This is a genomic window from uncultured Bradyrhizobium sp. (assembly GCF_964252615.1).
GTDB lineage: Bacteria > Pseudomonadota > Alphaproteobacteria > Rhizobiales > Xanthobacteraceae > Bradyrhizobium.
The window spans coordinates 39,522-64,545 of sequence record NZ_CAXUNQ010000001.1 but is presented as its reverse complement, the minus strand read 5'-3'; the positions used below and the strand labels follow the sequence as shown (position 1 = coordinate 64,545).

The following is a 25,024-nucleotide window of genomic DNA, read 5'->3' as shown; positions in this document are numbered from 1 at the left end:
TGTTTCGGGAGGAACCCATGCGCTCAATCGGACATTTCATCGGCGGCCGCGAGGTCAAGGGCACATCGGGCCGCACGGCCGACGTATTCGAGCCGATGACCGGCGACGTCCAGGCCAAGGTGGATTTGGCGTCGAAAGCGGAGATGCGCGCGGCGGTTGAGAACGCGGTGGCGGCGCAGCCGGAATGGGGCGCGACCAATCCGCAGCGCCGCGCCCGGATGATGATGAAATTCCTCGAACTGGCGCAGCGCGATTACGACAAGCTCGCCGACCTGCTGGCGCGCGAGCACGGCAAGACCGTGCCGGACGCCAGGGGCGACATCCAGCGCGGCCTCGAAGTGGTGGAATTCGCCTGCGGCATTCCGCATCTGATGAAGGGCGAGTACACCGAGGGAGCGGGTCCCGGCATCGACATCTATTCGATGCGGCAGCCGCTCGGCGTCGTCGCCGGCATCACGCCGTTCAATTTCCCGGCGATGATTCCGATGTGGAAATTCGCCCCGGCGATCGCCTGCGGCAACGCGTTCATCCTGAAACCCTCCGAGCGCGATCCCGGCGTGCCGATGGCGCTGGCGGCGCTGATGATCGAGGCGGGCCTGCCGCCCGGCATCCTCAACGTCGTCAACGGCGACAAGGAAGCCGTCGACGCCATCCTCGACGATCCCGACATCCGCGCCGTCGGTTTTGTCGGCTCGTCACCGATCGCGCAGTACATTTACGAGCGCGCCGCGGCCACGGGAAAACGCGCGCAATGCTTCGGCGGCGCCAAGAACCACGCCATCGTCATGCCCGACGCCGACATGGACCAGACCGTCGATGCCCTGATCGGCGCCGGCTACGGTTCGGCCGGCGAGCGCTGCATGGCGATCTCGGTCGCGGTGCCCGTCGGCAAGACCACTGCCGACCGGCTGATGGAGAAACTGGTTCCGCGCGTCGAGAGCTTGAAGATCGGGACTTCCATCGATCCGTCGGCCGACTACGGCCCGCTGGTGACCAAGGCCGCGCTGGAGCGCGTCAAGAATTATGTCGAGATCGGCATCCAGGAAGGCGCAACGCTCGCGGTCGACGGCCGCGGCTTCAAGATGCAGGGCTACGAGAACGGTTTCTATATGGGCGGCTGCCTGTTCGACAACGTCACCAAGGACATGCGCATCTACAAGGAGGAAATATTCGGGCCGGTGCTGTCGGTGGTGCGCGCGCACGACTACAGCGAGGCGCTGGCGCTGCCGTCCGACCACGACTACGGCAACGGCGTCGCGATCTTCACCCGCGACGGCGACGCCGCGCGCGACTTCGCCGCCAAGGTCAATGTCGGCATGGTCGGGATCAACGTGCCGATTCCGGTGCCGATCGCCTATTACACCTTCGGCGGCTGGAAGAAATCCGGCTTCGGCGACCTCAACCAGCATGGTCCGGACTCGATCCGCTTCTACACCAAGACCAAGACGGTGACCGCACGCTGGCCCTCCGGCGTCAAGGAAGGCGCCGAGTTCTCGATTCCGACGATGAATTGAGCTAAGTCGAAGCGACAAATCTTGGAGAAGCCGTGATGGCCGAGACAAAACCGCAAGGCTTGCCGCCGCTGACTTTGCCCGTTACGTAGCGCTGCTCTCCGACGGGCAGCCAACATGACCCACTTCGCCCTCAACGAGGACCAGCTCGCGGTTCGCGACATGGCGCGCGAGTTTGCCGCGGAAAAAATCGCGCCGCATGCGATTCGCTGGGACGAGGAAAAGCATTTTCCGGTTGATGTGATGCGCGAGGCGGCGGCGCTCGGCATCGGCGGCGTCTATATCCGCGACGACGTCGGAGGTTCGGCGCTCACGCGGTTCGACGCCGCGCTGATCTTCGAGGCGCTCGCGCTGGGCTGCCCGACGGTGTCGGCCTTCATCTCGATCCACAACATGGCGTCGTGGATGATCGATGCCTATGGCGACGATGCACAACGCCGCAGATGGCTGCCGAAATTGTGCACCATGGAATTGCTGGCGAGCTATTGCCTGACCGAGCCCGGCTCCGGCTCCGACGCGGCCGCGCTGCGCACCCGCGCCGTGCGCGACGGCGATCACTATGTGCTCAATGGCCAGAAACAGTTCATCTCCGGCGCCGGCAAGGGCGATCTTTATGTGGTGATGGTGCGGACCGGCGGCGACGGACCCGGCGGCATCTCGACGCTGGTGATCGAAGGCGACACGCCCGGGCTTTCCTATGGAGCCAACGAGCGCAAGATGGGCTGGAACGCGCAGCCGACCCGCGCGGTGATTTTCGAGAATGCCCGGGTGCCGGTGGCCAACCGGCTCGGCGACGAGGGTATCGGCTTCAAGATCGCGATGGCCGGCCTCGACGGCGGCCGCATCAATATCGCGGCGTGCTCGCTTGGCGGCGCGCAATGCGCGCTCGACAAGTCGCTGAGCTACATGAAAGAACGCAAGGCGTTCGGGAAGCGGCTCGACCAATTTCAGGCGCTGCAGTTCCGCCTCGCCGACATGGCGACCGAACTCGAGGCGGCGCGGACGTTTGTGTGGCGCGCCGCGGCGGCGCTCGACCGCCGCGACGCCGACGCCACCATGCTGTGCGCGATGGCAAAACGCTTCGGTACCGACGTCGGCTTCGAAGTCGCCAATCAGGCGCTGCAACTGCACGGCGGCTACGGCTACCTGTCCGAGTACGGCATCGAGAAGATCGTCCGCGACCTGCGCGTGCACCAGATCCTCGAGGGAACCAACGAAATCATGCGGCTGATCGTTTCGCGCAAGCTGATCGAGGATGCGCGATGACGTCGCCTGCCGCAGTCTCCTCGCGTCCCGAGCCGGACCTGGTGGTGCGGCGCGAGGGTACGGCCGGCATCATCCGGCTCAATCGGCCGAAGGCGATCAATGCCGTCACGCTTGAGATGTTCCGCGATATCGACAAGGCGCTCGACCGCTTTGAGGCCGATCCGGCCGTTGGCTTGATCGTGCTGGAAGGTGCCGGCGAGCGCGGCCTCTGCGCCGGCGGTGACATCCGGGCGCTGTACGACAGCTCGCGCGCCGGCGGCGACCTCGGCAGGATCCTGTGGCGCGAGGAGTACATCCTCAATGCGCGCATCGCGAAATTCCCCAAGCCCTATGTTGCCTTCATGGACGGCATCGTGATGGGCGGCGGGGTCGGTCTCGCCGCGCATGGCAGCCACCGCATCGTCACCGACCGGACGAAACTCGCGATGCCGGAAGTCGGCCTCGGCTTCTTCCCGGATGTCGGCGGAACCTGGTTGCTGTCCCGCGCGCCGGGAGAGATCGGCACTTATTTCGGCCTCACCGGCCAGACCATGAGCGGCCCCGATGCGGTCTACGCCGGGTTCGCCGATGCGGTGGTGCCGTCGGCCAAGCTTGCCGCGCTGCGCGAGGCCCTTGTGCAGGTCCGCGCAGGGCCGAACCCGGCCGAGGTGAAAGCCGTGATCGACGGCTTTGCAACCGGTGAGGCTGCAGGACCCGTTGCCACGCGTCAATCTCGCATCGACGGCTGGTTCGCGCATGACCGGATGGAACATATTGTCGCGGCGCTGCATGGCGACGGTTCGGAACTGGCGCAGTCGACGCTGGCGGCGCTGAACGAAAAATCTCCCCGCGGCATGGTGGTCACGTTAAAACTGCTGCGGCTGGCGCGGGCGTCGTCATCGCTGGAAGACTGCCTGGTGCGCGAATATCGCGCGGCGCTGGAAGTGTTCGCCAGCGATGATTTTCGCGAGGGCGTGCGCGCCGCCGTGATCGACAAGGACCGCAAGCCGAAATGGTCGCCGCGGCGAATCGAGGATGTCACGCCTGAGATGATCGCGCCTTATCTTGCCGAGATCGGCGCCGACGAGCTCGTTTTCGGCAATCCAGACAAGAACAAGAATTCCTGACCGGAGGGAGAGACATGACGACCGTCGCATTTATCGGGCTCGGAAACATGGGCGGACCGATGGCCGCCAATCTGGTCAAGGCCGGCCATCAGGTTGTTGGTTTCGATCTGGTGCAGACCTCGCTCGATCAGGCAAAAGCCGATGGTGCGGTGATCGCCAAAAGTGCGACAGCCGCGGTACAGGGTGCCGACGTCGTCATCACCATGCTGCCGGCCGGCAAGCATGTCGTGTCGGTCTGGGGCGATATCATTCCCGCCGTCGCCAAGGGCGCGTTGATGATCGACTGTTCGACCATCGACGTGGAAAGCGCGCGGCAGGCGCATGCGCTCGCGGACAAGGCCTCGATATTGTCGGTCGATGCACCGGTGTCCGGCGGCGTTGGCGGCGCCAGGGGCGCGACGCTGACCTTCATGGCGGGCGGCGACGCCAAGGCCTTCGCGGCAGCCAGGCCCGTTCTCGAGGCCATGGGCAAGAAGATCGTGCACTGCGGCGATGCCGGCGCCGGCCAGGCAGCCAAGATCTGCAACAACATGATCCTCGGCGTCTCCATGATCGCGGTCGGCGAAGCCTTTGCGCTGGCTGAAAAACTCGGACTGTCGCATCAGGCTTTGTTCGACGTGGCCTCGACGTCGTCGGGGCAGTGCTGGTCGCTGACGTCGTATTGTCCGGTCCCGGGGCCGGTGCCGGGGTCGCCCGCGAACAACGGCTACAAGCCGGGCTTTGCTTCAGCGCTGATGGTGAAAGACCTGACCCTGGCGCAGGACGCGGCGCGGACGGCGGGTGCCGCGACGCCGCTCGGCCAGCACGCGCAGGAGATCTACAAGGAATTCGATGCCGCCGGAAACGGCGGGGTGGATTTCTCCGGGATCATCCAGCATGTGCGCGGGCTGGCGCAACAAAAGCAGACTTGATCAATCCGTCATGCGCGGGCTTGACCCGCACATCCATCCATCTTCAAAAGACTCTTGCGAAGAGATGGATTGCCGGGTCAAGCCCGGCAATGACGCCGAGAGTGCCGGGCGGGCTTGATATGACGACATTCAAGGAAGCGCGGGCGTTTCTGCTGAAACACCGCACCGATTACGGCAAGGCGGTCGCCGGCTTTCGCTGGCCCGACCCGGTGGATTTCAACTGGGCGCTGGACTGGTTCGACGCCGAACTGGCCCAGGATCCGGAAAGCAAAAGCCGCACCGCGCTTTGGATCGTCGACGCCGGCAGCAATCGCGAGAGCAGGCTGTCGTTCGAAGCATTGTCGCGCCGCTCCAGCCAGGTCGCGAATTTTCTTCGCGCGCAGGGGTTGAAGCGCGGCGATCATTTGCTGCTGCTGCTCGGCAACGTGATCCCGCTGTGGGAAACCATGCTGGCGTCGATCAAGCTCGGCGTGGTGGTGATTCCCGCGACCACTTTGCTCACTCCGGACGAATTGCGCGACCGGCTCGATCGCGGCCGGGCGAAGATGGTGGTGGCGTCGCAGGATCAGGTGGCAAAATTCGCAGGCCTTGGTGGCGGCCGGCTTACGCGCGTCGTGATCGGCGGCTCGGCGACGCATGAAGGGTGGCTGCCATTCGAGAATGCAGCGTCGTTTCCCGAAACCTTTACGCCCGACGGTCCAACTCGCGCCGAAGACCCGATGCTGCTGTATTTCACCTCGGGCACGACGGCGAAACCGAAACTGGTGCGGCACAGCCAGCGCAGCTATCCGGTCGGAGGGCTCTCGACCATGTACTGGCTCGGGCTGCAGCCCGGCGATATCCATCTCAATATTTCCTCGCCGGGATGGGCCAAGCACGCCTGGAGCTGCTTCTTCGCACCATGGAACGCCGGCGCCACCGTGTTCGTGGTCAACCAGCCGCGCTTCGACGCCAAGGGATTGCTCGCGACCATCGGCCGCTGCGGCGTCACCACGCTGTGCGCGCCGCCGACGGTGTGGCGGCTGTTCATCCAGGAGAAGCTTGCGACCTTCAAGGTCGGCTTGCGCGAAGCCTGCGGCGCCGGCGAGCCGCTGAACCCCGAAGTGATCGATCAGGTCAAGGCCGCATGGGGCCTCACCATCCGCGACGGTTACGGCCAGACCGAAACCACGGCGCTGGCCGGCAATTCGCCGGGCCAGAATGTAAAAGTCGGGTCGATGGGCCGGCCGCTGCCGGGCTATCGCGTGGAGATCACCGACGGCGACGGCCATGCCGCCAGGGAAGGCGAGGTGACGCTGGTGCTCGGTGCGGACCGGCCCGCCGGCCTGATGCAGGGCTATCAGGGCGATGACGGCACGCTCAGTGGCGCCGACGGCGATCTCTACCGCAGCGGCGACGTGGTATTCGCCGACGACGAGGGCTATCTCACCTTCGTAGGCCGCTCCGACGATGTGTTCAAATCGTCGGACTACCGCATCAGCCCGTTCGAACTGGAAAGCATTCTGCTGGAACATGAAGCGGTCGCGGAAGCCGCGGTGGTGCCGAGTCCCGATCCGATCCGGCTTGCGGTTCCGAAAGCCTATGTGCTGCTGGCGGCGGGCAGGGAGCGTTCGTCCGACACCGCGCTGTCGATCTTCCGTCATCTGCACGCGCGGCTGGCGCCGTTCAAGCGCATTCGCCGCATCGAGCTGGTGAGCGAATTGCCGAAGACGATTTCCGGCAAAATCCGCCGCGTCCAGCTTCGCCGTCTCGAACATGACAACGACCGCGGCGACACGCTGCGCGGGCAGGAGTTCCGCGAGGACGATTTTCCGGAACTGCAGAAGGTGCGGGCCGCCGGATCCGCGGAGAGCTGACCAATGAACGAAGTATGGAAGAAGCCGCCGATCCCGCTTCCTGCCTACCAGGGCATGGTGGGCCGGGAAGTCGGCGTGTCGTCATGGCACCTGATCGATCAGAAGCGGATCGACGTTTATGCCGATGTGATCGAGGATCATCAGTTCATCCATATCGATCCCGAGCGCGCGGCGCGCGAAACGCCGTTTGGAACCACGGTGGCGCATGGATTCCTGACCATGTCGCTGCTGAGCATCATGTCGTATGAAGTGATGCCGGTGATCGAGGGCACCAGCATGGGCGTCAATTACGGGTTCGACAAGCTGCGCTTTCTGTCGCCGGTGCGCGCAGGCTCCCGCGTGCGCGGACGCTTCACCTTGATGGAAGCGCGCTTGCGCAAGCCGGCCGAACTGCTGTCGCGCACCAGCGTCAGCGTGGAGATCGAAGGCGAAGCCAAACCGGCCATCGCGGCCGAGTGGCTGGGGCTGATCTATTTTGCGTAACGTTTCAGCCGTCATGGCCGGGCTTGTTGTCCCGGCCATCCACGTCTTAACCGCGAGAAGAAAGACGTGGATGCCCGGGACAGGCCCGGGCATGACGAAGGAATGAACAACGGGAACTCGTCGCGCACCGGCGTCCGGGTCGAGATCGAGGGCGAGCCGGCGGTCGCGGCCGAGCGGCTGGGGTTGATCTATTTGCGTGACGTTTCAGCCGTCATGGCCGGGCTTGTCCCGGCCATCCACGTCTACTGCTATAGAAAGACGTGGATGCCCGGGACAAGCCCGGCATGACCAACGAATGAACATACGGGAACTTCTCATGACAATCAGGTTTGACGGACGCGTCGCCATCGTCACCGGCGCGGGCAACGGCCTCGGACGTGCGCATGCGCTGGGGCTGGCGAGCCGCGGCGCCAGGGTCGTGGTCAATGATTTCGGCGGCGCGCGCGACGGCACCGGTGGTTCGCTGACGCCGGCTGAAGCCGTGGTCGAGGAAATCCGCAAAGCCGGCGGCGAGGCGATGGCCGATGCGGCCGATGTCTCGAATTACGAGCAGGTCAAGGCGATGGTGGCCAGGACAGCCGAGAAATGGGGCGGCGTCGACCTGCTGTGCGCCAATGCCGGCATCCTCAGAGACAAATCGTTCGCCAAGATGGAAGCCGCCGATTTTGCCAAGGTGCTCGACGTGCATCTCACCGGCACCTTCTACTGCTGCAAGGCGGTGTGGGACGGCATGCGCGCACGCAACTACGGCCGCATCGTCGTCACCACGTCGTCGTCGGGCCTGTACGGCAATTTCGGCCAGGCCAATTACGGTGCGGCCAAGACGGGCATGATCGGCCTGATGAACGTGCTCGCCGAGGAGGGCCGCAAGACCGACATCCGCGTCAACATGATCTCGCCGACCGCGGCGACGCGCATGACCGAGGAATTGCTGCCGCCGCAGGCGCTGGCGCTGATGAGGCCGGAGGCGATCACGCCGGCGGTGTTGTTTCTGCTGGCGCAGGATGCGCCGACGCGCACCATCATGGGCGCCGGCGCGGGCTCGTTCGCGGTGATCAAGATCCTGGAAACCGAGGGCATCAATCTGGCCGAGTCCGACTGGACTCCCGATGCCGTCGCCGCGCATTTCAAGGAGATCGGCGACATGTCGACCGCGAAAGCGCTGGACGGTGCGTTCCAGCAGACCCAGAAATACGTGGCGCAGGCCGCAGCGCGAGCGGGCGTCAAATTGTGATGCCGTCATTGCGAGCAGCGAAGCGGCGAGGCAATCCAGGCTTCCTTTGCGGCCTCTTGATTGCATCGCTTCGCTTGCAATGACGGGCTATACGGGCGCGGTGGCGACGCCTGTTGCAGAGGTCGCAATCATCGGCGCCGGTCCTGCCGGGCTGATGGCGGCTGAAGTGCTGGCGCAAGGCGGCGCCCGCGTGACCGTCTACGACGCGATGCCCTCGGCGGGCCGCAAATTTCTAATGGCCGGGCGCGGCGGCCTCAATCTCACCCATAGCGAGCCACGGCCGGAATTTCTGGCGCGGTATGGCGCGGCCGCGCCGCGTCTGGCGCCCGTGATCGATGGATTTCCTCCCGATGCACTGCGGGCCTGGAGCGAGGCGTTGGGGCAGCCGACCTTCGTCGGCTCCAGCGGCCGGGTGTTTCCGGAGGCCTTCAAGGCTTCGCCGTTGCTGCGGGCATGGCTGCGGCGGCTGGATGCGATGGGTGTGCGGCTGGCCTTGCGGCACCGCTGGATCGGCTGGGACGACGGCGGCCGACTGCTGTTTCAAACGCCGGGCGGTCAATGCGCCGTCGATGCAGTCGCGAGCGTATTGGCCCTTGGGGGCGCGAGCTGGCCGCGCTTAGGCTCCGATGGTGCGTGGGTGGAAACGCTCGCCGCGAAAGGCGTGGCGGTATCGCCGTTGCATCCGGCAAACGGCGGATTCACCGTGTCGTGGTCGGAGATATTCCGTAATCGCTTTGAGGGACATCCGCTGAAGGGCGTGGCGCTCTCGTTCGGGCCTTACAGCGCGCGCGGCGAAGCCATGATCACGCGGGCAGGCATCGAAGGCGGCGCGGTCTATGCGTTGTCGGCTGGCTTGCGCGAGGCCGTCATGGCGGGAGGGGAGACGACCCTGAACGTTTCGTTGCGGCCTGATCTTGAAAGCGGCCGACTGACCGCGAGGCTGTCGGCGCCGAGAGGCAAACAATCGTTTTCAAGTTGGCTGCGGAAAGCGGCCCATCTTCCTCCCGTGGCCATCGGTCTGCTGCAGGAGGCCGCAGTCGGGTCCGGCGTTTCCCTGCCATCGCTGTCGCCGGCAAGCCTTGCCGGCCTGATCAACGCCGTTCCGGTTCAATTGACCGGAATGTCGCCGATCGCGCGCGCGATCTCCAGCGCAGGTGGAATTTCGTTCGCGGAACTCGATGCCGGCTTCATGATCCGCCGCTTGCCCGGCGTATTCGCCGCCGGCGAGATGCTGGACTGGGAAGCGCCGACCGGCGGCTATCTGCTGCACGCATCGTTTGCGACAGGTGCGGCGGCGGGACGAGGCGCGCTAAAGTGGCTTGGTCACTAGAATGCCGGCCTTTCGACGTCATCGCGAGCCGAGCGAAGCAATCCAGTGTCTCAAGCATGGCTGGATTGCTTCGTCGCTTCGCTTCTCGCAATGACGGCGCGAAGGTCACCGCAACTTCCCTCTCGCCGCCACCGGCAATATCCCGACGATCTCGTCGCCGCGCACCATCACCACTTCGTCCATCATGTTGACGACAACACAGACGTGGTTCGGCACGATCCGCACGACGTCGCCGACATCGGGGCGGGTGTTGCTGCGGGTGAGATCGAGAAAGCCGTGCTCCTCGGCGAAGCGCACGATTCTGGCCTCGGGGTGCTCCAGGATCAGCCCGTGGCCCTCGAGACCGCTGGTGTCCGAGGTCAGGGTCTTGGAGCCGGCATCGAGAATGCCGCGGTCGGGGCCGGCGCGGCTGACCACCGTCGCGTAGATGTTGAGCGCACAGTCGTCCCAGCCGGCGACGCCGGCGGCGACCTGCATGCGGTCGTTGTAGATATAGGTGCCGGGACGGTGTTCAGTGGCGCCGCGCAGTTTGCCGACGTTCTTCAGATTCGGCGTCCCGCCGGTGGAGACGATGCCCGGCTCCAGGCCATGTGCGCGGACGCCGGCCAGCGCTTCGTCGAAAAATCGCTGCGCCTCGGTCCAGCCGGGTTCGGTCGGGTACAGCATGAAGCCCGCAAAGCGCAGGTCCCTGCAGGCCGCGATTTCGCGCGCAAGCGCGACGGCTTCGGCCGGCGTCTCCACGCCGGCGCGCTTGCGGCCGGTGTCGCATTCGACCACCACCGACAACGGACGACCGCTCAGTAGCGCCGCCTTCGGCAGCCCCGCGATGACCGTCGAATTGTCGGTGGCGACGGTCATATTGGCTTTGGCCTGAAGGGCGCCGAGACGCGCCATCTTCTCGTCGCCGACCAGATTGTAGCTGATCAGGATGTCGTCAATCCCGGCGTCCGCCATCACCTCGGCTTCGCCGAGTTTCTGGCACGTAATACCCTTGGCGCCGGCCGCGATCTGCAGCTTTGCCAACACCGGGCTCTTGTGGGTCTTGATGTGCGGCCGGTTGGCGACCCCGGCGGCGTCGCAGGCAGCCTGGACCCGCGCGATATTGCGCTCGACGCGATCCATGTCGATGACGGCCGCAGGAGTGCCGTAGTCGCGGGCGATTTTTGCAGCAAGGGGCGTGGTCATGGTCGTCCTATGATCTGTCGTCATGGCCGGGCTCGTCCTACGAGATTCACGCATTTTGTCATACGCGGGCTTGATCGACGTATCCATCCCCTGTTCGAAACGACCCTAGCGAAGAAGATGGATTGCCGGGTCAAGCCCTAGGGGACGCACACATCTTATCGTCAGTGCCGAGTATCCACGTCTTTCTTTCCGATGTAGAGCAAAGACGTGGATGGCCGGGACAAGCCCGGCCATGACGTAGAATGCGCTGCCCGGCCCTTGCGCCACGCATGACGTAGAACACGCCGCCCGGCCTTTGTGCCGCGCATGACGTAGACCGCGCCGTCATGCCCGGCCTTGTGCCGGGCATCCACGTCTTCTTTCCGATGTGGAGCAAGCCCGGCAATGACGGCTGAGATGCGTGCCTAAGCCCAGGACATATGCGCCAAGACGCGCTTCGCGCTAGCCGGCCGACCGGTTACGCTTGCTCGATCTCCTCACGCAGCATCTCGAGCTCCAGCCATCTGTCCTCGGCTTCCTGCAATTCCTGCTGTGCCGCCGTCAGCGCGTCCGAGGCGGAATCGAATTTCTTGCGATCCTTCTTGTAGAGATTGGGATCGGCGAGATGCCGCTGCTGCCTGGCGATCTCGGCCTGCAGCTTGGCGATGGTCTTGGGCAGCGTTTCCAGCGCATGCTTTTCATTGAAGTTGAGCCGCCGCTTCGTACCCGAAGCTGCACTGCTTCTAGATGCCTTGCTGCTCTCGACAGTGGCAGCTTTCACCGCGGCGCGCTTCAGATCGGCGCCGCGCTGCGCCAGCATGTCGGTGTAGCCGCCGGCATATTCGATCCAGCGGCCGTTTCCCTCCGGCGCGATCACCGAGGTCACCACGCGATCGAGAAAATCGCGGTCATGGCTGATCAGGATCACGGTGCCTTCGTAATCGCCGAGCATCTCCTCGAGCACGTCGAGCGTTTCGAGATCGAGGTCGTTGGTCGGCTCGTCCAGCACCAGAAGGTTGGACGGCTTGGCCAGCGCGCGCGCCAGCATCAGCCGGCCGCGTTCGCCGCCCGACAGCACTTCCAGCGGCGTGCGCATCTGCTCCTGCGCAAACAGAAAGTCCTTCATATAGCTGACCACATGCTTCGGCTTGCCGCCAACCATGACGTTGTCGCTGCCGCCGCCGGTCAAGGCGTCCGCCAGCGTCGATTTCGGATCGAGGCTTTCGCGGTGCTGGTCCAGCGTCGCCATCTCGATGTTGGCGCCGAACCGGATGGTGCCGCTGTCAGGCGGATTGCCGCCGGTCAGCATGTCGATCAGCGTAGTCTTGCCGGCGCCGTTCGGCCCGACGATGCCGATGCGGTCGCCGCGCTGCACCCGGATTGAAAAACCGTCGACAATCCTGCGGTCGCCATACGATCGGCTGATGGTTTTAGCTTCGATCACCAGCTTGCCGGATTTGTCGGCTTCCGCCGCCGCGAGGTTGGCATTGCCGGCGGCGCCTCGATAGTCGCGCCGCGCCTCGCGCAACGCAAAGAGATTGCCGAGCCGCTTGACGTTGCGCTTGCGGCGGCCAGAGACGCCGTAGCGCAGCCAGTGCTCCTCCATGACAATCTTGCGGTCGAGCTTGTGCTGGTCGCGCTGCTCTTCGGCCAGCAGCTCGTCGCGCCAGGATTCGAACGCGGAAAAACCGCGCTCGATCCCCCTGATCTGGCCGCGATCGAGCCATGCGGTTGAGCGCGACAGGTTCGACAGGAAGCGCCGGTCATGGCTGATGATGACAAGCGCGCTGCGGCGGCTGTCGAGTTCGCCTTCCAGCCACTCGATGGTGGTGAGGTCGAGATGGTTGGTGGGCTCGTCCAGCAGCAGGATGTCGGGCGAGGGTGCCAGCACGCGCGCCAGCGCCGCACGCCGCGCCTCGCCGCCGGAGAGATTGGAGGGTTCTTCGTCGCCGTGCAGCCCGAGCTGCTCCAGGATGAAACGTGCCTGATAGTGATCGTCGCCGGGGGCGAGGCCGGCTTCGACATAGGCAAGCGTGGTCCGGCATTCTGCGAAGTCCGGCTCCTGCGGCAGATAGCGGATGGTGGCCCCGGGCTGCACGAAGCGGCTGCCCTTGTCCGGCTCGGCCAGGCCGGCGGCGATCTTCAACAGCGTCGATTTGCCGGAACCGTTGCGGCCGATCAGGCAGACCCGCTCGCCCTGCGATACCGACAATTCAACGCCTGACAGCAACGGCGTCCCGCCGAAGGTAAGCGCGATGTCTTTCAACTGGATCAGCGGAGGCGCCATGTCTATTTCTGTTCTCTGCCTTTTTCCCGGCCGCGCTGGATCCGGCGGACGGCCTGGTCGAGCGCCGACAGGAATGCCGAGCGGTCGCGCGGCCCGAACGATCTGGGTCCGCCGGTGATTTCGCCGGACGAGCGCAGGTCGGTCATCAGGTTGCGAACCGCGAGCGTCATCCCGATCGATGCTTCCGTGAAGGGCCTGCCGTTCGGCGCGATCACCTCGGCGCCGGTCTTCACGCAGCGGCTCGCCAGCGGGATGTCGGAGGTAACGACGATATCGCCCGTTCCGGCGCGTTCCGCAATCCAGTCATCGGCCGCATCCATGCCGGAACCCGCCGCGATGCGCTCGATGCGCGGATCCTGCGGCACGCGGATGAACTGACCGGCGACGACGCTGACCGGCAGGTTGTGACGCTCGGCGACGCGGTAGATTTCGTCTTTGACCGGGCAAGCGTCGGCATCGACATAGATCCGTATGGTGTTCAAGGAAGGCGTCATTGATTGGGGTTTTGCCCTGAAGCATCTGGGTGCGCCGATGCGGGCGTGGTAACCCATCCATCCGGCAATTGCGAGGCAAACACGGTGGGGAACGCGCTTGCCACGGCGTTTTCTTTGCGTACGATCGTTACCGAACCGAACACGCAACGCGCCGGGATACGCCCATGACGAGCCGCATCGAGACCTACCGCGTCTCGGCCTACAATACCGCAAAACAGTCCGAAAACAGGATGCACGACGATACGGTGGCGCGGCGGTACGGCTTTAGCGGGGGCCTGGTGCCCGGCGTCGATGTGATGGCCTATATGATGCACCTGCCGGTCGCGAAATGGGGACGCGCCTTTCTCGAACGCGGACTGATCGAGGCGCGCTTCCTCAAGCCGGTGTATGACGGCGAAACCGCCGATGTCACCGGCGAAGAAAAAGACGGCAGTTTGACCATCGCGGTCGAGAGCCGCGACCAGCGCTGCGCGGCCGGAAGCGCATCGTTGCCGGCGTCCGCGCCTTCGGTATCGGTAGCGGATTTCAGCGAAACCGCCCCGGCGGTCGAACGCCGGCCGGTCGATGCGACGTCGTATCGGCTTGGCAAATGGCTGGGCACGGTACCGCGCGCATGGGCCGGCGACGCGGCGGCGGAATATCTGAGGGACGTGCGCGAGACCGATCCGGTCTTTGCGCAAGAAGGGTTTTCCCATCCCGGCCTGGTGCAGCGGATCATGAACAAGGTGCTGGTCGACAATGCCATCCTGGGGCCGTGGATTCATGTCGGCAGCCGGATGCAGCTTCTCGCGGCGGCGCGCAACGGCGACGAACTGACCGCGCGCGCCAAGGTGACCGGCAATTACGAGAAGAAAGGTCACCGCTTCGTCGAGCTCGACGCGCTGGTCGTCGCCAACCGCTCCACCCCGGTGGCGCATTGCCGGCACATCGCGATCTACCAGCCGCGCGAACAGGCGGCGGCGTAGAGGGTCGTCATCGCCGGGCTTGACCCTACGAGATTCACGCATCCCGTCATACGCGGGCCTGACCCGCATATCCATCCATCTTCGGAAAAAGTCGTTTCGAAGGGGATGGGTTGCCTGGTCAAGCCCGGCAATGACGGCCGTGCGGTGCATATGGTGGGGTCAAGCCCGCGCATGACGCTGAATGCATTTTCGGCGCGCTCCGGACGCGCCAAGAGGCGCTGCACCGCATCGGGGGCACCGGAGTGTCAGGCCACCTTCGTCTTGGCGTCCTGGATCGCGCGCCACACCCGCTCGGAGGTGAGCGGCATGTCGATATGGGCGATGCCGAATTCCGAGAGCGCGTCGACCACGGCGTTGACGATGGTGGAGAGGCTGCCGGCGCAGCCGGCTTCGCCGCAGCCCTTGGTGCCCAGCGGATTGGATTTTGCAGGCACCGGATGATCGCCGACCGCCATCATCGGAATGTCTTCGGCGCGGGGCATCGCATAATCCATGAATGAACCGGTAATGGGTTGGCCGCTGGAATCATAGCTGACGCATTCCATCAGCGCCTGTCCGATGCCCTGGGCGACGCCGCCGTGCAACTGTCCCGCAACCAGCATCGGATTGACGATGGTTCCGAAATCATTGACGCCGGTGTAGCGCACGATGTGTACGACGCCGGTGTCTGGATCGATCTCGACTTCGGCGACGTGACAGCCGTTCGGGAAGGTCGACGGGACTTCTTTGGTGGTGTGGTCGACATCCAATGATGACGGAACGCCCTCCGGCATTTTGCCCTCGCGCATCCGCCGCGCCAGTTCCATGATGTCGATGCTGCGGTCGGTCCCCGCAATGGTGAATCGGCCGTCGGCGAACTCGATGTCGGCTTCGGCGGCCTCCATCAGATGCGCCGCCGCCTTCTTGCCTTTCTCGATGACCAGCTTCGAGGCTTCGACGATGGCCATGCCGCTGGCGGTGATGGAGCGCGATCCGCCGGTGCCGTTGCCGGTGTGCACGATGTCGCTGTCGCCCTGTTCCAGCCTGACGGCCTCGAACGGCACGCCGAGCTGTTCGGCCATCACCTGCGCGAACGGTGTGGCGTGGCCCTGGCCATAGTCCAGCGTGCCGGTGATCAGTTTCACCGAGCCGTCGTCTTCGAACAGGATCTTGCCAAGCTCGACGCCGGGAGGCGCGGTGACTTCAAGGTAAGAGCCGACGGCGATGCCGCGGAGCATGCCGCGCCGGCGGCTCTCCTTTTTCCGCTTGGCGAAGTTCGCGTGATCGGAGATTTCCAGCGCCTTGTTGAAGACGCCCTGGAAGTCGCCGCTGTCGTAGGTGACGCCGGATGAGGCCGCGAACGGCATTTGCGCCGGCTTGACGAAATTGCGCTTGCGCAGGGTAAGCCGGTTGATGCCGATCTCGTCGGCGGCGCGGTCGATCAGCCGTTCCATGAAGTAATTGGCCTCGGGCCGGCCAGCGCCGCGATAGGCGCCCATCAGCGTGGTATTGGTCAGCACGGTCTTGATATCGACCGAGAGCAGCGGCGTGCGGTAGACGCTGGAAATATTTTTTCCGACGTTCAGCGAGAGCGGGCTGGGCGCCACGCCGGTGATGTAGGCGCCGAGATTGCCGTAACCGGAAATTCTCACCGCGAGAAACCTGCCCTCGGGATCGAGCGCAAGTTCGGCGTGAATCTGTTGCGCGCGGCCGTGGCTGTCGGAGAGAAAACTGGTCGAACGTTCATCGGTCCATTTCACCGGCCGGCCCAGCGACTTGGCGGCGTGCAGGATGCACATGTATTCGGGATAGTTGATGTTCTTCATGCCGAACGAGCCGCCGACATTGGCGGTCAGCAGACGGACCTTGTCGTTGGGCACCTTCAGCAGATTTTTTGCGAGGTTGGTGCGGTTGCCCGCAACGCCCTGGGTCGGGACTTGAATCGTATAGCGCCCGCTCGCCTTGTCGTAGGAGGCCAGCGCCGCGCGCGGCTCCATCGCCACCACGGCGACGCGGGTGTTGGTGATATCGAGTTTTGTGACATGGGCCGCCCCGGCGAAGGCGGCCTCGACCTTGGCGGCGTCGCCATAGTGATAGTCCAGCGCCACGTTGTTGGGGATGTGATCGTAGAGCTGCGGCGCGCCGGGCTTTGCGGCCTCTACGGCGCTGGTGACGGCGGGCAGCGGCTCGATATCGAGCACCACGGCTTCGGCGGCATCGCGTGCCTGCGCCGGGGTGACAGCCACCACGAACGCCACCGGGTCGCCGACATAGCGCACCTTGTCGCTCATCAGCGCGGTGCGGTTGGTCTGCAACAGCGGGGTGCCGTCGCGGTTCTTCAGCGGCAGGCCGCAGGTGTAGGGGCCATAGCCCGCGGAGGCGAGGTCGGCGCCGGTCCAGACTCCGAGCACGCCCGGCATCGTTTTGGCGGCCGAGGTATCGATGTTTTTGATCACCCCGTGGGCGTGGCTGGAACGCACGATCCAGGCATAGGCCTGGCCGGGCAGGTTGAAATCGTCGGTATATTTGCCCTTGCCGCGCACCAGCGTGTCGTCCTCCTTGCGAAGAACCGGCTGGCCGACGCCGAATTTTTGCAGTGCGATGGCGTTTTCGACGGCTGCGGAGGGCGAGTAGTCTTGCATTGCGAAGTCCTGGAATTTCGGTGTTTTGCGCGATTTCGTGGGGCTTCCTCCAGATAACGCAGCCAAACCCCGGCGACAACGCCTGATTGGGCATGGTCCCATGTCAGGGCTGTTGCGCCGCCCGTGCCGGCTGCTAAAGTTTCCGTGAACGGATTCCTCGTCGGCCTGGGCGGCCGCGGAAAGACAATTTGATGAGCGATGATACGCGGCTTCGCGCCGGCCTTGGGCCGCGCGAACGTTCGCAGGGGTCGGCTGTCGCGGCGGCAGGCGAGCGTGCGCGGGCACCGTCGCCCGGCCGGAGTTACGGCGTCTATGCCGCGCTCGATCTCGGCACCAACAACTGCCGGCTGCTGATCGCCTGTCCGGCCAGCGATGGTTTTCGCGTCATCGATTCGTTCTCGCGGATCATCCGCCTGGGCGAAGGCGTCTCCGCGACCGGCCGGATCAGCGACGCCGCCATCGGGCGCGCGGTCGCCGCCTTGAGCATTTGCCGCGACAAGATCAACGCCAAAAACGCCACGCGGCTGCGCCTGATTGCAACCGAAGCCTGCCGCGCGGCTGACAACGCCGACAGCTTTCGCGACCAGGTGGCAGCCGAAACCGGCATCCGGCTGGAAGTGATCGATCGCGAAACCGAGGCATCGCTCGCGGTGATCGGCTGCTCGCCGCTGCTCGATCCGCACGGGCGCGGCGCTATCCTGTTCGATATCGGCGGCGGTTCGACCGAGTTGGTGCGGATCGAACGCGATCCCAGACAGCACGGGGCCACTCCCCGCATCAAGGCGTGGATATCGATCCCGCTCGGCGTTGTGACGCTGGCGGAACATTTCGGCGGCAGGGACGTCACGCCGCAATCCTATGCCCTGATGGTGCAGGAGGTGGCGCACTATGTGGCCCCCTTCGCGGCCGAGCATGGCGGCGACCTCGGGGGCATGCACCTGCTCGGCACCTCCGGCACCGTAACAACGATGGCCGGGGTTCACCTCAACCTTGTCCGTTATGACCGGCGCCGGATCGATGGCGTGTGGATGAGCGACGTCGATGTCACCGCGACCATCGCGCGCCTGCTCGGCATGAGCTATCAGGAACGCGCCGGCAATCACTGTATCGGCGTCGAGCGCGCCGATCTGGTGCTGGCCGGCTGCGCCATCCTCGATGCGATCCGCGGCGCATTTCCGCTGCCACGCCTGCGGGTCGCCGACCGCGGGCTGCGCGAGGGCATGCTGGTTGAAATGATGCGCGAAGACGGCGCGCTTGTCGGGCGCTGAACCTGACCCCTATCGCATTTCCGCCGCCATTGCCTGAACCGGCCATCCATCCGCTTTGCAAAAACTCCTGCGGAGCAGGATGGATACGCGGGCCAAGCCCGCGTATGACGATCCGGTGAACAATGGGCACAACGGATCATGGCGAAAGACACCACCGGCCGGCTGCGGGTTACCGTCAAGAGCGGCGGCAGGTTAAAACTGTCGTCAAAGCTCTGGTTGGAGCGCCAGCTCAACGATCCCTATGTGGCGCAGGCCAAGCGTGACGGCTTGCGCTCGCGCGCCGCCTACAAACTGATCGAAATCGACGACAGGCATCACTTCCTCAAGCGTGGCGTGACGGTGGTTGACCTCGGCGCGGCACCGGGCGGCTGGAGCCAGATTGCGGCCAGGCGCGTAGGTGCTGCCGACGGCAAGGGCAGGGTCGTCGCCATCGATCTGCTGGAAATGCCGGAAATCGTCGGCGTCACCTTTGCGCGGCTCGACTTTCTCGCAGACGACGCGCCGGAAAAATTGCTGGCGTTGATGGGCGGCCGCGCCGATGTGGTGCTGTCGGACATGGCCGCCAACACCACGGGTCACCGCAAGACCGATCAGCTTCGCATCCTCGGCCTGGTGGAGGGGGCCGCCGCCTTTGCATCCGACGTCCTCAACCCCGGTGGGACATTTGTCGCAAAGGTGTTTCAGAGCGGCGCCGACGCGGAGCTGCTGGCGCAGCTCAAGCGCGATTTCACCACCGTCAGGCACGTCAAGCCGGCCTCGAGCCGGACGGATTCCTCCGAGCGCTATGTGCTGGCGATGGGGTTCCGCAGGCAGAGAGATCGATGAGTCCCTCCCTTCGTCATGGCTCGCGTATCCATCCCCTTCAAAACGACTCTTCCGAAGATGGATGGATACGCGGGTCAAGCCCGCGTATGACGAGATGTGTGAATCCAGTAGGGTTCGTCCCGGCCATCCACGTCTTGGCTCCACATCAGGAAGAAAGACGTGGGTGCCCGGCACAAGGCCGGACATGACCAAGGTGCGGCTGTCTGCACTATCCCAACCGCTGATCCCGCGCGGTGACAGTTTCGCTCGCCGCCTCTTCCTCGGCCTCCGGCTCCCGGGTTGGATCGGAGATCACCACCATGCGGCGGCCCGAGACCTGATGGCCGGCATCGACCGGCATCTTGTAAAAGAAATAGGCCGACACCGTCGAGATGATGGCGACCACGATGAACGCCGGCGCGAAGTCGGCGGCGCTGAGTTCGCTGACGTGGTGCAGCATCATGGCGGATTCCACCGAGAACGCCCCCACCGCCACGCCCGTCGAGATCGCCAGTTGCTGGTTGACGCTGACCAGCGTGGTGGCGCGGCTCATCTGCGCCGGCTCGACCTCGGCATAGGCGACGGTGTTGATGGCGGTGAACTGCAGCGAGCGGAAGAAGCCGCCGACCACCAGCAGGATCATGATCAAGAGCAGCGGCGTCGTCACGGTGAACAGAGCGCAGGCCGCGAGGAAGACGGAACTTACGACCGCGTTGATGGTCATGATGTTGCGAAACCCGAACGTCCGGATGATGCGCGCGGCCAGCGTCTTCATGCCCATGGCGCCGACCGCGGAGGCAAACGTCACCAGTCCGGAGCGGAACGGCGACAGGCCGAAGCCGACCTGCATCAATAGCGGCAGCAGGAACGGCAGCGCGCCGATGCCGAGCCGGAACAGAAAGCCGCCGATGAGGCTGGCGCGCAGCGTCGGCAGCCGCATCAACGTGAAGTCCAGCACCGGCGAGGCGGTGCGTCTGGCGTGAATTACATAGAGCGTCATCGAGATCGCGCCGACCGCGATCAGCGCCGCGACGATGGTCCATGGCAACAGATTGAGCCCGGCCACCGAAAGGCCGAACGCGATTCCGCCAAGTCCGATTCCGGCCAGGATCAGTCCATAAAGATCGAAGCGTTCCGGGTCTTCGCTGCGGATCGGGTCGATGTAGCGCAACGCCATGAAGATGCCGAGCAACCCGATCGGAATGTTGATCAGGAAGATCCAGTGCCAGGAGAAATAGGTGGTGATGAAGCCGCCGAGCGGCGGACCGACCACCGGGCCGATCAGCGCCGGCACGGTGACCCATGCCATGGCGTTGACCAGCGCGCTCTTGTCGATGGAGCGCAACAGCACCAGCCGCCCGACCGGCGTCATCATGGCGCCGCCGACGCCTTGCAGAATCCGCGCAATCACAAAGTCGGTGACCGAGGAGGACAGCGCGCAGCCGATGGAACCGATCATGAAGACCGCAATGGCGATCGAAAACACCGCGCGCGCGCCGAAACGATCCGCGGTCCAGCCGCTGGCCGGAATGAATACCGCGAGCGACAGCAGATAGGAAGTGATGGCGAGTTTCAGCGTCAGCGGGCTGGTGCCGATATCGGCGGCGATCGCCGGCAGCGAGGTCGCGATCACCGTGGAATCCATGTTCTCCATGAACAGGGCGGTAGCCACGATAAGCGGGATCAGGCGTTCTTTGTTCATGGGATTCGGAAGATGCGAGGAGGGAGCGCTGAAGGGGCTGTATCACCCATCAACGGCGTCGGCTATTGCGGAACCGGCAAAGCCACCTAAATCCTGCGTACCAAAAACCGCTGGAGATCGACGATGATCTATGTCCTTGCCGCCCTGCTGCCGCCGATTGGCCTGCTAGTCAACGGGCAGCCATTTTCGGCGGTTTTCAACCTGGTTCTGATCGTGTTTTGCGCGATTTTCGGGCTCGTTTTCCATATTCTGCTGCTGGTGCCCTCCGCGCATGCGCTGATCGCCGTGCATATGAAGCGCGAGCGCCGGATGCACCGGGAGGTGGTGGAGGCGATCCGCCAGCACGGGCCGCCGCCCGGCTATCCGCACTGATCAAAAAGTCTGTGCATGGCTGCCAGACCCTTTGATTCGATAGGCGGCCATGCTATCGACCACCGCCAACCCCACAGATGGGCTTTGATTCGACGGCGGCGCCCACAGCGTCGCCGCAGAACCCGTTCATCCCCAGGGTCACATCGCGGCGGGCGAGCCGCTGAATGGAGTTGGCAATGGCGCTGCTGCAGGGACTGAATGGAATACGCGAAGCCTACACGTTCGACGACGTACTGCTGAAGCCCGGGCTCTCCGACATCCTGCCTGCGGATGCCGATATCCGCTCCCGCGTCACCCGCTCGATTCCGCTCAACATCCCCATCATCGCATCCGCGATGGACACCGTCACCGAAGCGCGAATGGCGATAGCCATGGCCCAGGCCGGCGGCATCGGCGTGATCCACCGCAATTTCGACGTCGATGGCCAGGCCGCCCAGGTGCGGCAGGTCAAGAAGTATGAATCCGGGATGGTGGTCAATCCACTGACCATCGGCCCCGATGCGATGCTGTCGGACGCAATGGCGCTGATGAAGGAACACGGCTTTTCCGGCATTCCCGTCGTCACCGGCGGATCCAACGGCGTGCCGGGCAAACTGGTCGGCATTCTCACCAACCGCGACGTGCGCTTTGCCACCGATCCCCGGCAAAAAATTTCCGAGCTGATGACGCATGAAAACCTCGTGACGGTTCGCGAAGGCGTCAGCCAGGATGAAGCGAAGCGAATGCTGCACCAGCATCGCATCGAGAAGCTGCTGGTCGTGGACGACAGCTACCGCTGCGTCGGCCTCATCACCGTCAAGGACATGGAAAAGGCGGTCGCCCATCCGCTCGCCAGCAAGGACGCGCAGGGGCGGCTCCGCGTCGCTGCGGCAACCACCGTCGGCGAGGGCGGCTTTGAACGCACCGAGCGGCTGATCGAGGCCGGGGTCGATCTGATCGTGGTCGATACGGCGCATGGCCACTCGTCGCATGTGTTGAAGGCGGTCAACCGCATCAAGCGGCTCTCCAACGCCGTGCAGGTCATCGCCGGCAACATTGCGACGATGGAAGGCGCGCAGGCTTTGATCGATTCCGGGGCCGATGCGATCAAGGTCGGCATCGGCCCCGGCTCGATCTGCACCACCCGCATCGTCGCCGGCGTCGGCGTGCCGCAACTGACGGCGATCATGGATGCGGTTGAAGCCGCAAAGAAGGCCGACGTGCCGGTGATTGCCGATGGCGGCATCAAATTTTCCGGCGATCTTGCCAAGGCGCTTGCTGCCGGCGCCGATATCGCCATGGTCGGCTCCTTGCTCGCCGGCACCGATGAAACGCCGGGCGAGGTGTTCCTGTGGCAGGGCCGCTCGTACAAGTCCTATCGCGGCATGGGCTCGGTCGGCGCCATGGCGCGCGGGTCCGCCGATCGTTACTTTCAGGACGATATCAAGGATACGCTCAAGCTGGTGCCGCAGGGTATCGAGGGCCAGGTGCCCTACAAGGGCCCGGTTGGAAATGTCATGCACCAGCTCGCCGGCGGCCTGCGCGCGGCGATGGGGTATGTCGGCGCCGCGACCCTCGCCGAGTTCCACGAGAAGGCGGATTTCGTGCGCATCACCGGCGCGGGCCTGCGCGAGAGCCACGTCCACGACGTGACGATCACGCGCGAAAGCCCCAATTACCCGGGCGGGGGGTGACCCGCAGGTCCGAATTGATCCCCCAAGCACGCCGGAACGCGCTACTGTCCGGGCGTTGCCGGCCGCAGGCCGCGTTATGGCCTGTGGCGCAGTTCGTGGTCATCTCGACACGATTTCATCAAGAGAAACATTGGACACGATGGTTGACTGGACAGACGACAGAATTGCCGCGCTTTCGGACCAGGACCTGAAGAACCTGCTTGTCAACGCGGAGCGGAAATCGGCCGCTGAAATTATCTTGCAGTGCCAGGCCGAACTCGAAAAGCGCAATGCCGCAAAACCGCGCAAAACCGCGAAGCCGCGCACCGAGATCAAGGAATTCGAGCACGAGATATCGGCGCAGCTTGCGACCGTAGGCAAGGAAATGGCCGAAAAATACGACCTTTCGGAAGAAACCGCAAAAGCCCGCTCGGCTGACGTAAAGGGGTTTCGCGCGCACAAGCTTCTGGATTCCAAGGGTTATGCAAAACTCGGCGGCATGCAGCGCGACGGCTCGGTCGCCATCGAGCGCTACATCTCCTATCGTCGCGGCGAGGACACGGTGTATCTCGGTGTCTTTCTGAACAAGGATGCTCCGCTCGAGGATCACGAGTTTCACGTCATCGCGCCCGGCGCGCTGCTCGAGGGCGGCAAACCGGTGGCCGAGATACGTCCAACCGCGACCGAGAAGCAAAAGCAGCCCGCCGACAGCGCGCTCGCGTTCAAGGATCTGCCGGGCGCTGCCCTGGCATTCGCTGCAGCGCTGGCGAAGATCACGGCCTAGATCGTCATTGCGAGCCAAGCAAAGCAATCCACCTTTCGTATGCGCGGACTTGACCCGCGTATCCATCAGTCTTCACAAGAACCTTCGAAGTTGATGGATTGCCGGGTCAAGTCCGGCAACGACGGGAATGGGTTGCTTTGCTTTGCTCGCAGTGACAAAGAGCACCAAAATCCGGAGGAACCACCATGTCGCAATCGGCCAAGCGTGTCGTTCTCGTTTCTCGTCCCGTCGGCGAGCCGAAGGCGTCGGACTTTCGCGTCGAGGACCATGCGGTGCCGACGCCGGGCGATGGCCAGGTGCTGCTCCGCACCATCTGGCTGTCGCTTGATCCCTATATGCGCGGACGCATGAGCGACGGCCCGTCTTATGCCCAGCCCGTCCCGATCGGCGGCGTGATGGAGGGCGGCACGGTAAGCGAGGTGGTTGCCACCAACAATCCGGGTTTCGCCAGGGGAGATATCGTTCTTTCACGCGCAGGGTGGCAAACCCATGCGCTGTCCGACGGCAAGGGACTGGCCAAGATCGATCCTGACCTCGGGCCGGTTTCGACCGCGGTCGGGGTGCTCGGAATGCCTGGGATGACCGCCTATACCGGCCTGCTCGATATCGGCAGGCCGCAAGCAGGCGAAACGGTCGTCGTTGCGGCGGCGTCGGGCGCGGTCGGCTCGGCGGTCGGACAGATTGCGAGGATCAAGGGGGCGCGCGCCGTGGGTATCGCCGGCGGCGCCGACAAGTGCCGGTATGTCAAGGAAGAACTCGGCTTCGACGACTGCGTCGATCACCGCGATCCCGGGCTCGCGGCGAAGCTCAAGGCGGCCTGCCCGAAGGGCATAGATGTCTATTTCGAAAATGTCGGCGGCGCCGTGTTCGAAGCGGTGTTTCCGCTGCTCAATGCGTTTGCGCGGATTCCGGTGTGCGGCCTGATCGCGCACTACAACGACACCGAAGCATCGGCGCCGAAATGGGCGCCGTCGATGATGCGCAACGTGCTGACCAAGCGCCTGACCATCCGCGGCTTCATTGTCAGCGATTTCGCCGCGCGTCACGCGGACTTCCTGCGCGACATGTCGGGGTGGGTGCGCGAGGGCAGGGTCAAGCATCGCGAATTCGTCACCGAAGGCCTCGACAGCGCGCCCGCCGCGTTCATCGGACTTCTAAAGGGCGCTAATTTCGGCAAGCAACTGGTGCGGGTGGGGCCGGACAAGGCATGAGTT

The 25,024-nt window shown here is 64.5% G+C and carries 21 protein-coding genes; 16 read left to right on the top strand and 5 right to left on the bottom strand.

The genetic code is table 11. The annotated features are described in order from the left end of the window. Positions 1 to 17 precede the first annotated feature (17 nt). The 9 genes from ACFE72_RS00305 (at position 18) to ACFE72_RS00265 (ending at position 9,697) form a co-directional block, all read left to right on the top strand. Entirely contained in the window at positions 18 to 1,514 is a 1,497-nt protein-coding gene (locus ACFE72_RS00305; protein WP_375411045.1) for a CoA-acylating methylmalonate-semialdehyde dehydrogenase, read from the top strand. A 114-nt stretch (positions 1,515 to 1,628) separates the two neighbouring features. Next, positions 1,629 to 2,777, top strand: coding sequence for an isobutyryl-CoA dehydrogenase (locus tag ACFE72_RS00300; protein WP_375411044.1), 1,149 nt, complete (start codon positions 1,629 to 1,631; stop codon positions 2,775 to 2,777). Next, positions 2,774 to 3,883, top strand: coding sequence for an enoyl-CoA hydratase/isomerase family protein (locus ACFE72_RS00295; protein WP_375411043.1), 1,110 nt, complete (start codon positions 2,774 to 2,776; stop codon positions 3,881 to 3,883). Before ACFE72_RS00300 ends, ACFE72_RS00295 begins: the two co-directional genes overlap by 4 nt. 14 nt (positions 3,884 to 3,897) lie before the next feature. Beyond that, positions 3,898 to 4,794, top strand: coding sequence for a 3-hydroxyisobutyrate dehydrogenase (mmsB, locus tag ACFE72_RS00290; RefSeq protein WP_375411042.1), 897 nt, complete (start codon positions 3,898 to 3,900; stop codon positions 4,792 to 4,794). A 119-nt stretch (positions 4,795 to 4,913) separates the two neighbouring features. Beyond that, on the top strand, positions 4,914 to 6,650 hold the full coding sequence (locus ACFE72_RS00285; protein WP_375411041.1) for an AMP-binding protein: 1,737 nt from the start codon (positions 4,914 to 4,916) through the stop codon (positions 6,648 to 6,650). A 3-nt stretch (positions 6,651 to 6,653) separates the two neighbouring features. Then, complete coding sequence (locus ACFE72_RS00280; protein WP_375411040.1) at positions 6,654 to 7,133, top strand: MaoC family dehydratase; 480 nt, start codon at positions 6,654 to 6,656, stop codon at positions 7,131 to 7,133. A 102-nt stretch (positions 7,134 to 7,235) separates the two neighbouring features. Beyond that, positions 7,236 to 7,421, top strand: a complete 186-nt coding sequence (locus ACFE72_RS00275; RefSeq protein ID WP_375411039.1) for a hypothetical protein — start codon at positions 7,236 to 7,238, stop codon at positions 7,419 to 7,421. Positions 7,422 to 7,449: 28 nt separating this feature from the next. Then, positions 7,450 to 8,367, top strand: coding sequence for an SDR family NAD(P)-dependent oxidoreductase (locus ACFE72_RS00270; protein WP_375411038.1), 918 nt, complete (start codon positions 7,450 to 7,452; stop codon positions 8,365 to 8,367). 79 nt (positions 8,368 to 8,446) lie between these two features. Then, positions 8,447 to 9,697: an NAD(P)/FAD-dependent oxidoreductase gene (locus ACFE72_RS00265; RefSeq protein WP_375411037.1), complete on the top strand. Its 1,251-nt coding sequence runs from the start codon at positions 8,447 to 8,449 to the stop codon at positions 9,695 to 9,697. Positions 9,698 to 9,802: 105 nt separating this feature from the next. Here ACFE72_RS00265 and ACFE72_RS00260 read toward each other — a convergent pair whose 3' ends face one another. The 3 genes from ACFE72_RS00260 to ACFE72_RS00250 form a co-directional block, all read right to left on the bottom strand. Then, positions 9,803 to 10,882 carry a D-TA family PLP-dependent enzyme gene (locus ACFE72_RS00260; protein WP_375411036.1) on the bottom strand — a complete coding sequence of 360 codons (1,080 nt, stop codon included), beginning with the start codon at positions 10,880 to 10,882 and terminating at the stop codon, positions 9,803 to 9,805. 457 nt (positions 10,883 to 11,339) lie between these two features. Further along, positions 11,340 to 13,148: an ABC-F family ATP-binding cassette domain-containing protein gene (locus tag ACFE72_RS00255; RefSeq protein ID WP_375411035.1), complete on the bottom strand. Its 1,809-nt coding sequence runs from the start codon at positions 13,146 to 13,148 to the stop codon at positions 11,340 to 11,342. Between the two features lie 2 nt (positions 13,149 to 13,150). Next, a complete protein-coding gene (locus tag ACFE72_RS00250) occupies positions 13,151 to 13,642 on the bottom strand; it encodes a YaiI/YqxD family protein (RefSeq protein ID WP_375411034.1) in 492 nt (163 codons plus the stop codon). Between the two features lie 164 nt (positions 13,643 to 13,806). Here ACFE72_RS00250 and ACFE72_RS00245 point away from each other — a divergent pair, with 164 nt between their 5' ends. Then, complete coding sequence (locus tag ACFE72_RS00245; protein WP_375411033.1) at positions 13,807 to 14,607, top strand: hypothetical protein; 801 nt, start codon at positions 13,807 to 13,809, stop codon at positions 14,605 to 14,607. Between the two features lie 245 nt (positions 14,608 to 14,852). On the opposite strand, the gene ACFE72_RS00240 is transcribed toward ACFE72_RS00245, so the two are convergent. Then, complete coding sequence (locus ACFE72_RS00240; RefSeq protein ID WP_375411032.1) at positions 14,853 to 17,228, bottom strand: xanthine dehydrogenase family protein molybdopterin-binding subunit; 2,376 nt, start codon at positions 17,226 to 17,228, stop codon at positions 14,853 to 14,855. Between the two features lie 191 nt (positions 17,229 to 17,419). On the opposite strand from ACFE72_RS00240, the gene ACFE72_RS00235 reads away from it, so the two are divergent. Beyond that, positions 17,420 to 18,496, top strand: a complete 1,077-nt coding sequence (locus ACFE72_RS00235) for a Ppx/GppA phosphatase family protein (RefSeq protein ID WP_375411031.1) — start codon at positions 17,420 to 17,422, stop codon at positions 18,494 to 18,496. 138 nt (positions 18,497 to 18,634) lie between these two features. Then, on the top strand, positions 18,635 to 19,321 hold the full coding sequence (locus ACFE72_RS00230) for an RlmE family RNA methyltransferase (protein ID WP_375411030.1): 687 nt from the start codon (positions 18,635 to 18,637) through the stop codon (positions 19,319 to 19,321). 208 nt (positions 19,322 to 19,529) lie between these two features. Here ACFE72_RS00230 and ACFE72_RS00225 read toward each other — a convergent pair whose 3' ends face one another. Further along, complete coding sequence (locus tag ACFE72_RS00225) at positions 19,530 to 21,002, bottom strand: DHA2 family efflux MFS transporter permease subunit (protein ID WP_375411029.1); 1,473 nt, start codon at positions 21,000 to 21,002, stop codon at positions 19,530 to 19,532. 123 nt (positions 21,003 to 21,125) lie between these two features. Here ACFE72_RS00225 and ACFE72_RS00220 point away from each other — a divergent pair, with 123 nt between their 5' ends. From ACFE72_RS00220 to ACFE72_RS00205, 4 genes are all read left to right on the top strand, one after another. After that, positions 21,126 to 21,374: a hypothetical protein gene (locus ACFE72_RS00220; RefSeq protein WP_375411028.1), complete on the top strand. Its 249-nt coding sequence runs from the start codon at positions 21,126 to 21,128 to the stop codon at positions 21,372 to 21,374. 176 nt (positions 21,375 to 21,550) lie between these two features. Further along, positions 21,551 to 23,047 carry an IMP dehydrogenase gene (gene guaB, locus ACFE72_RS00215; protein WP_375411027.1) on the top strand — a complete coding sequence of 499 codons (1,497 nt, stop codon included), beginning with the start codon at positions 21,551 to 21,553 and terminating at the stop codon, positions 23,045 to 23,047. Positions 23,048 to 23,186: 139 nt separating this feature from the next. Next, the gene (locus ACFE72_RS00210; protein ID WP_375411026.1) at positions 23,187 to 23,810 is read left to right on the top strand and encodes a hypothetical protein; all 624 of its coding nucleotides are present in this window, start codon (positions 23,187 to 23,189) and stop codon (positions 23,808 to 23,810) included. A gap of 185 nt (positions 23,811 to 23,995) precedes the next feature. Next, positions 23,996 to 25,021: an NADP-dependent oxidoreductase gene (locus ACFE72_RS00205; protein WP_375411025.1), complete on the top strand. Its 1,026-nt coding sequence runs from the start codon at positions 23,996 to 23,998 to the stop codon at positions 25,019 to 25,021. Positions 25,022 to 25,024: the final 3 nt, after the last annotated feature.

What these genes read in the sequence shown, in the direction of transcription:
- ACFE72_RS00265 (WP_375411037.1), top strand. Translation starts at nt 8,447, where the DNA reads ATGACGGGCTATACGGGCGCGGTGGCGACGCCTGTTGCAGAGGTCGCA.
- guaB (WP_375411027.1), top strand. Translation starts at nt 21,551, where the DNA reads ATGGCGCTGCTGCAGGGACTGAATGGAATACGCGAAGCCTACACGTTC.
- mmsB (WP_375411042.1), top strand. Translation starts at nt 3,898, where the DNA reads ATGACGACCGTCGCATTTATCGGGCTCGGAAACATGGGCGGACCGATG.
- ACFE72_RS00300 (WP_375411044.1), top strand. Translation starts at nt 1,629, where the DNA reads ATGACCCACTTCGCCCTCAACGAGGACCAGCTCGCGGTTCGCGACATG.
- ACFE72_RS00250 (WP_375411034.1), bottom strand. Translation starts at nt 13,642, where the DNA reads ATGACGCCTTCCTTGAACACCATACGGATCTATGTCGATGCCGACGCT.
- ACFE72_RS00240 (WP_375411032.1), bottom strand. Translation starts at nt 17,228, where the DNA reads ATGCAAGACTACTCGCCCTCCGCAGCCGTCGAAAACGCCATCGCACTG.
- ACFE72_RS00260 (WP_375411036.1), bottom strand. Translation starts at nt 10,882, where the DNA reads ATGACCACGCCCCTTGCTGCAAAAATCGCCCGCGACTACGGCACTCCT.
- ACFE72_RS00255 (WP_375411035.1), bottom strand. Translation starts at nt 13,148, where the DNA reads ATGGCGCCTCCGCTGATCCAGTTGAAAGACATCGCGCTTACCTTCGGC.
- ACFE72_RS00210 (WP_375411026.1), top strand. Translation starts at nt 23,187, where the DNA reads ATGGTTGACTGGACAGACGACAGAATTGCCGCGCTTTCGGACCAGGAC.
- ACFE72_RS00285 (WP_375411041.1), top strand. Translation starts at nt 4,914, where the DNA reads ATGACGACATTCAAGGAAGCGCGGGCGTTTCTGCTGAAACACCGCACC.
- ACFE72_RS00220 (WP_375411028.1), top strand. Translation starts at nt 21,126, where the DNA reads ATGATCTATGTCCTTGCCGCCCTGCTGCCGCCGATTGGCCTGCTAGTC.
- ACFE72_RS00230 (WP_375411030.1), top strand. Translation starts at nt 18,635, where the DNA reads ATGGCGAAAGACACCACCGGCCGGCTGCGGGTTACCGTCAAGAGCGGC.
- ACFE72_RS00295 (WP_375411043.1), top strand. Translation starts at nt 2,774, where the DNA reads ATGACGTCGCCTGCCGCAGTCTCCTCGCGTCCCGAGCCGGACCTGGTG.
- ACFE72_RS00205 (WP_375411025.1), top strand. Translation starts at nt 23,996, where the DNA reads ATGTCGCAATCGGCCAAGCGTGTCGTTCTCGTTTCTCGTCCCGTCGGC.
- ACFE72_RS00305 (WP_375411045.1), top strand. Translation starts at nt 18, where the DNA reads ATGCGCTCAATCGGACATTTCATCGGCGGCCGCGAGGTCAAGGGCACA.
- ACFE72_RS00225 (WP_375411029.1), bottom strand. Translation starts at nt 21,002, where the DNA reads ATGAACAAAGAACGCCTGATCCCGCTTATCGTGGCTACCGCCCTGTTC.
- ACFE72_RS00275 (WP_375411039.1), top strand. Translation starts at nt 7,236, where the DNA reads ATGAACAACGGGAACTCGTCGCGCACCGGCGTCCGGGTCGAGATCGAG.
- ACFE72_RS00245 (WP_375411033.1), top strand. Translation starts at nt 13,807, where the DNA reads ATGACGAGCCGCATCGAGACCTACCGCGTCTCGGCCTACAATACCGCA.
- ACFE72_RS00270 (WP_375411038.1), top strand. Translation starts at nt 7,450, where the DNA reads ATGACAATCAGGTTTGACGGACGCGTCGCCATCGTCACCGGCGCGGGC.
- ACFE72_RS00280 (WP_375411040.1), top strand. Translation starts at nt 6,654, where the DNA reads ATGAACGAAGTATGGAAGAAGCCGCCGATCCCGCTTCCTGCCTACCAG.
- ACFE72_RS00235 (WP_375411031.1), top strand. Translation starts at nt 17,420, where the DNA reads ATGAGCGATGATACGCGGCTTCGCGCCGGCCTTGGGCCGCGCGAACGT.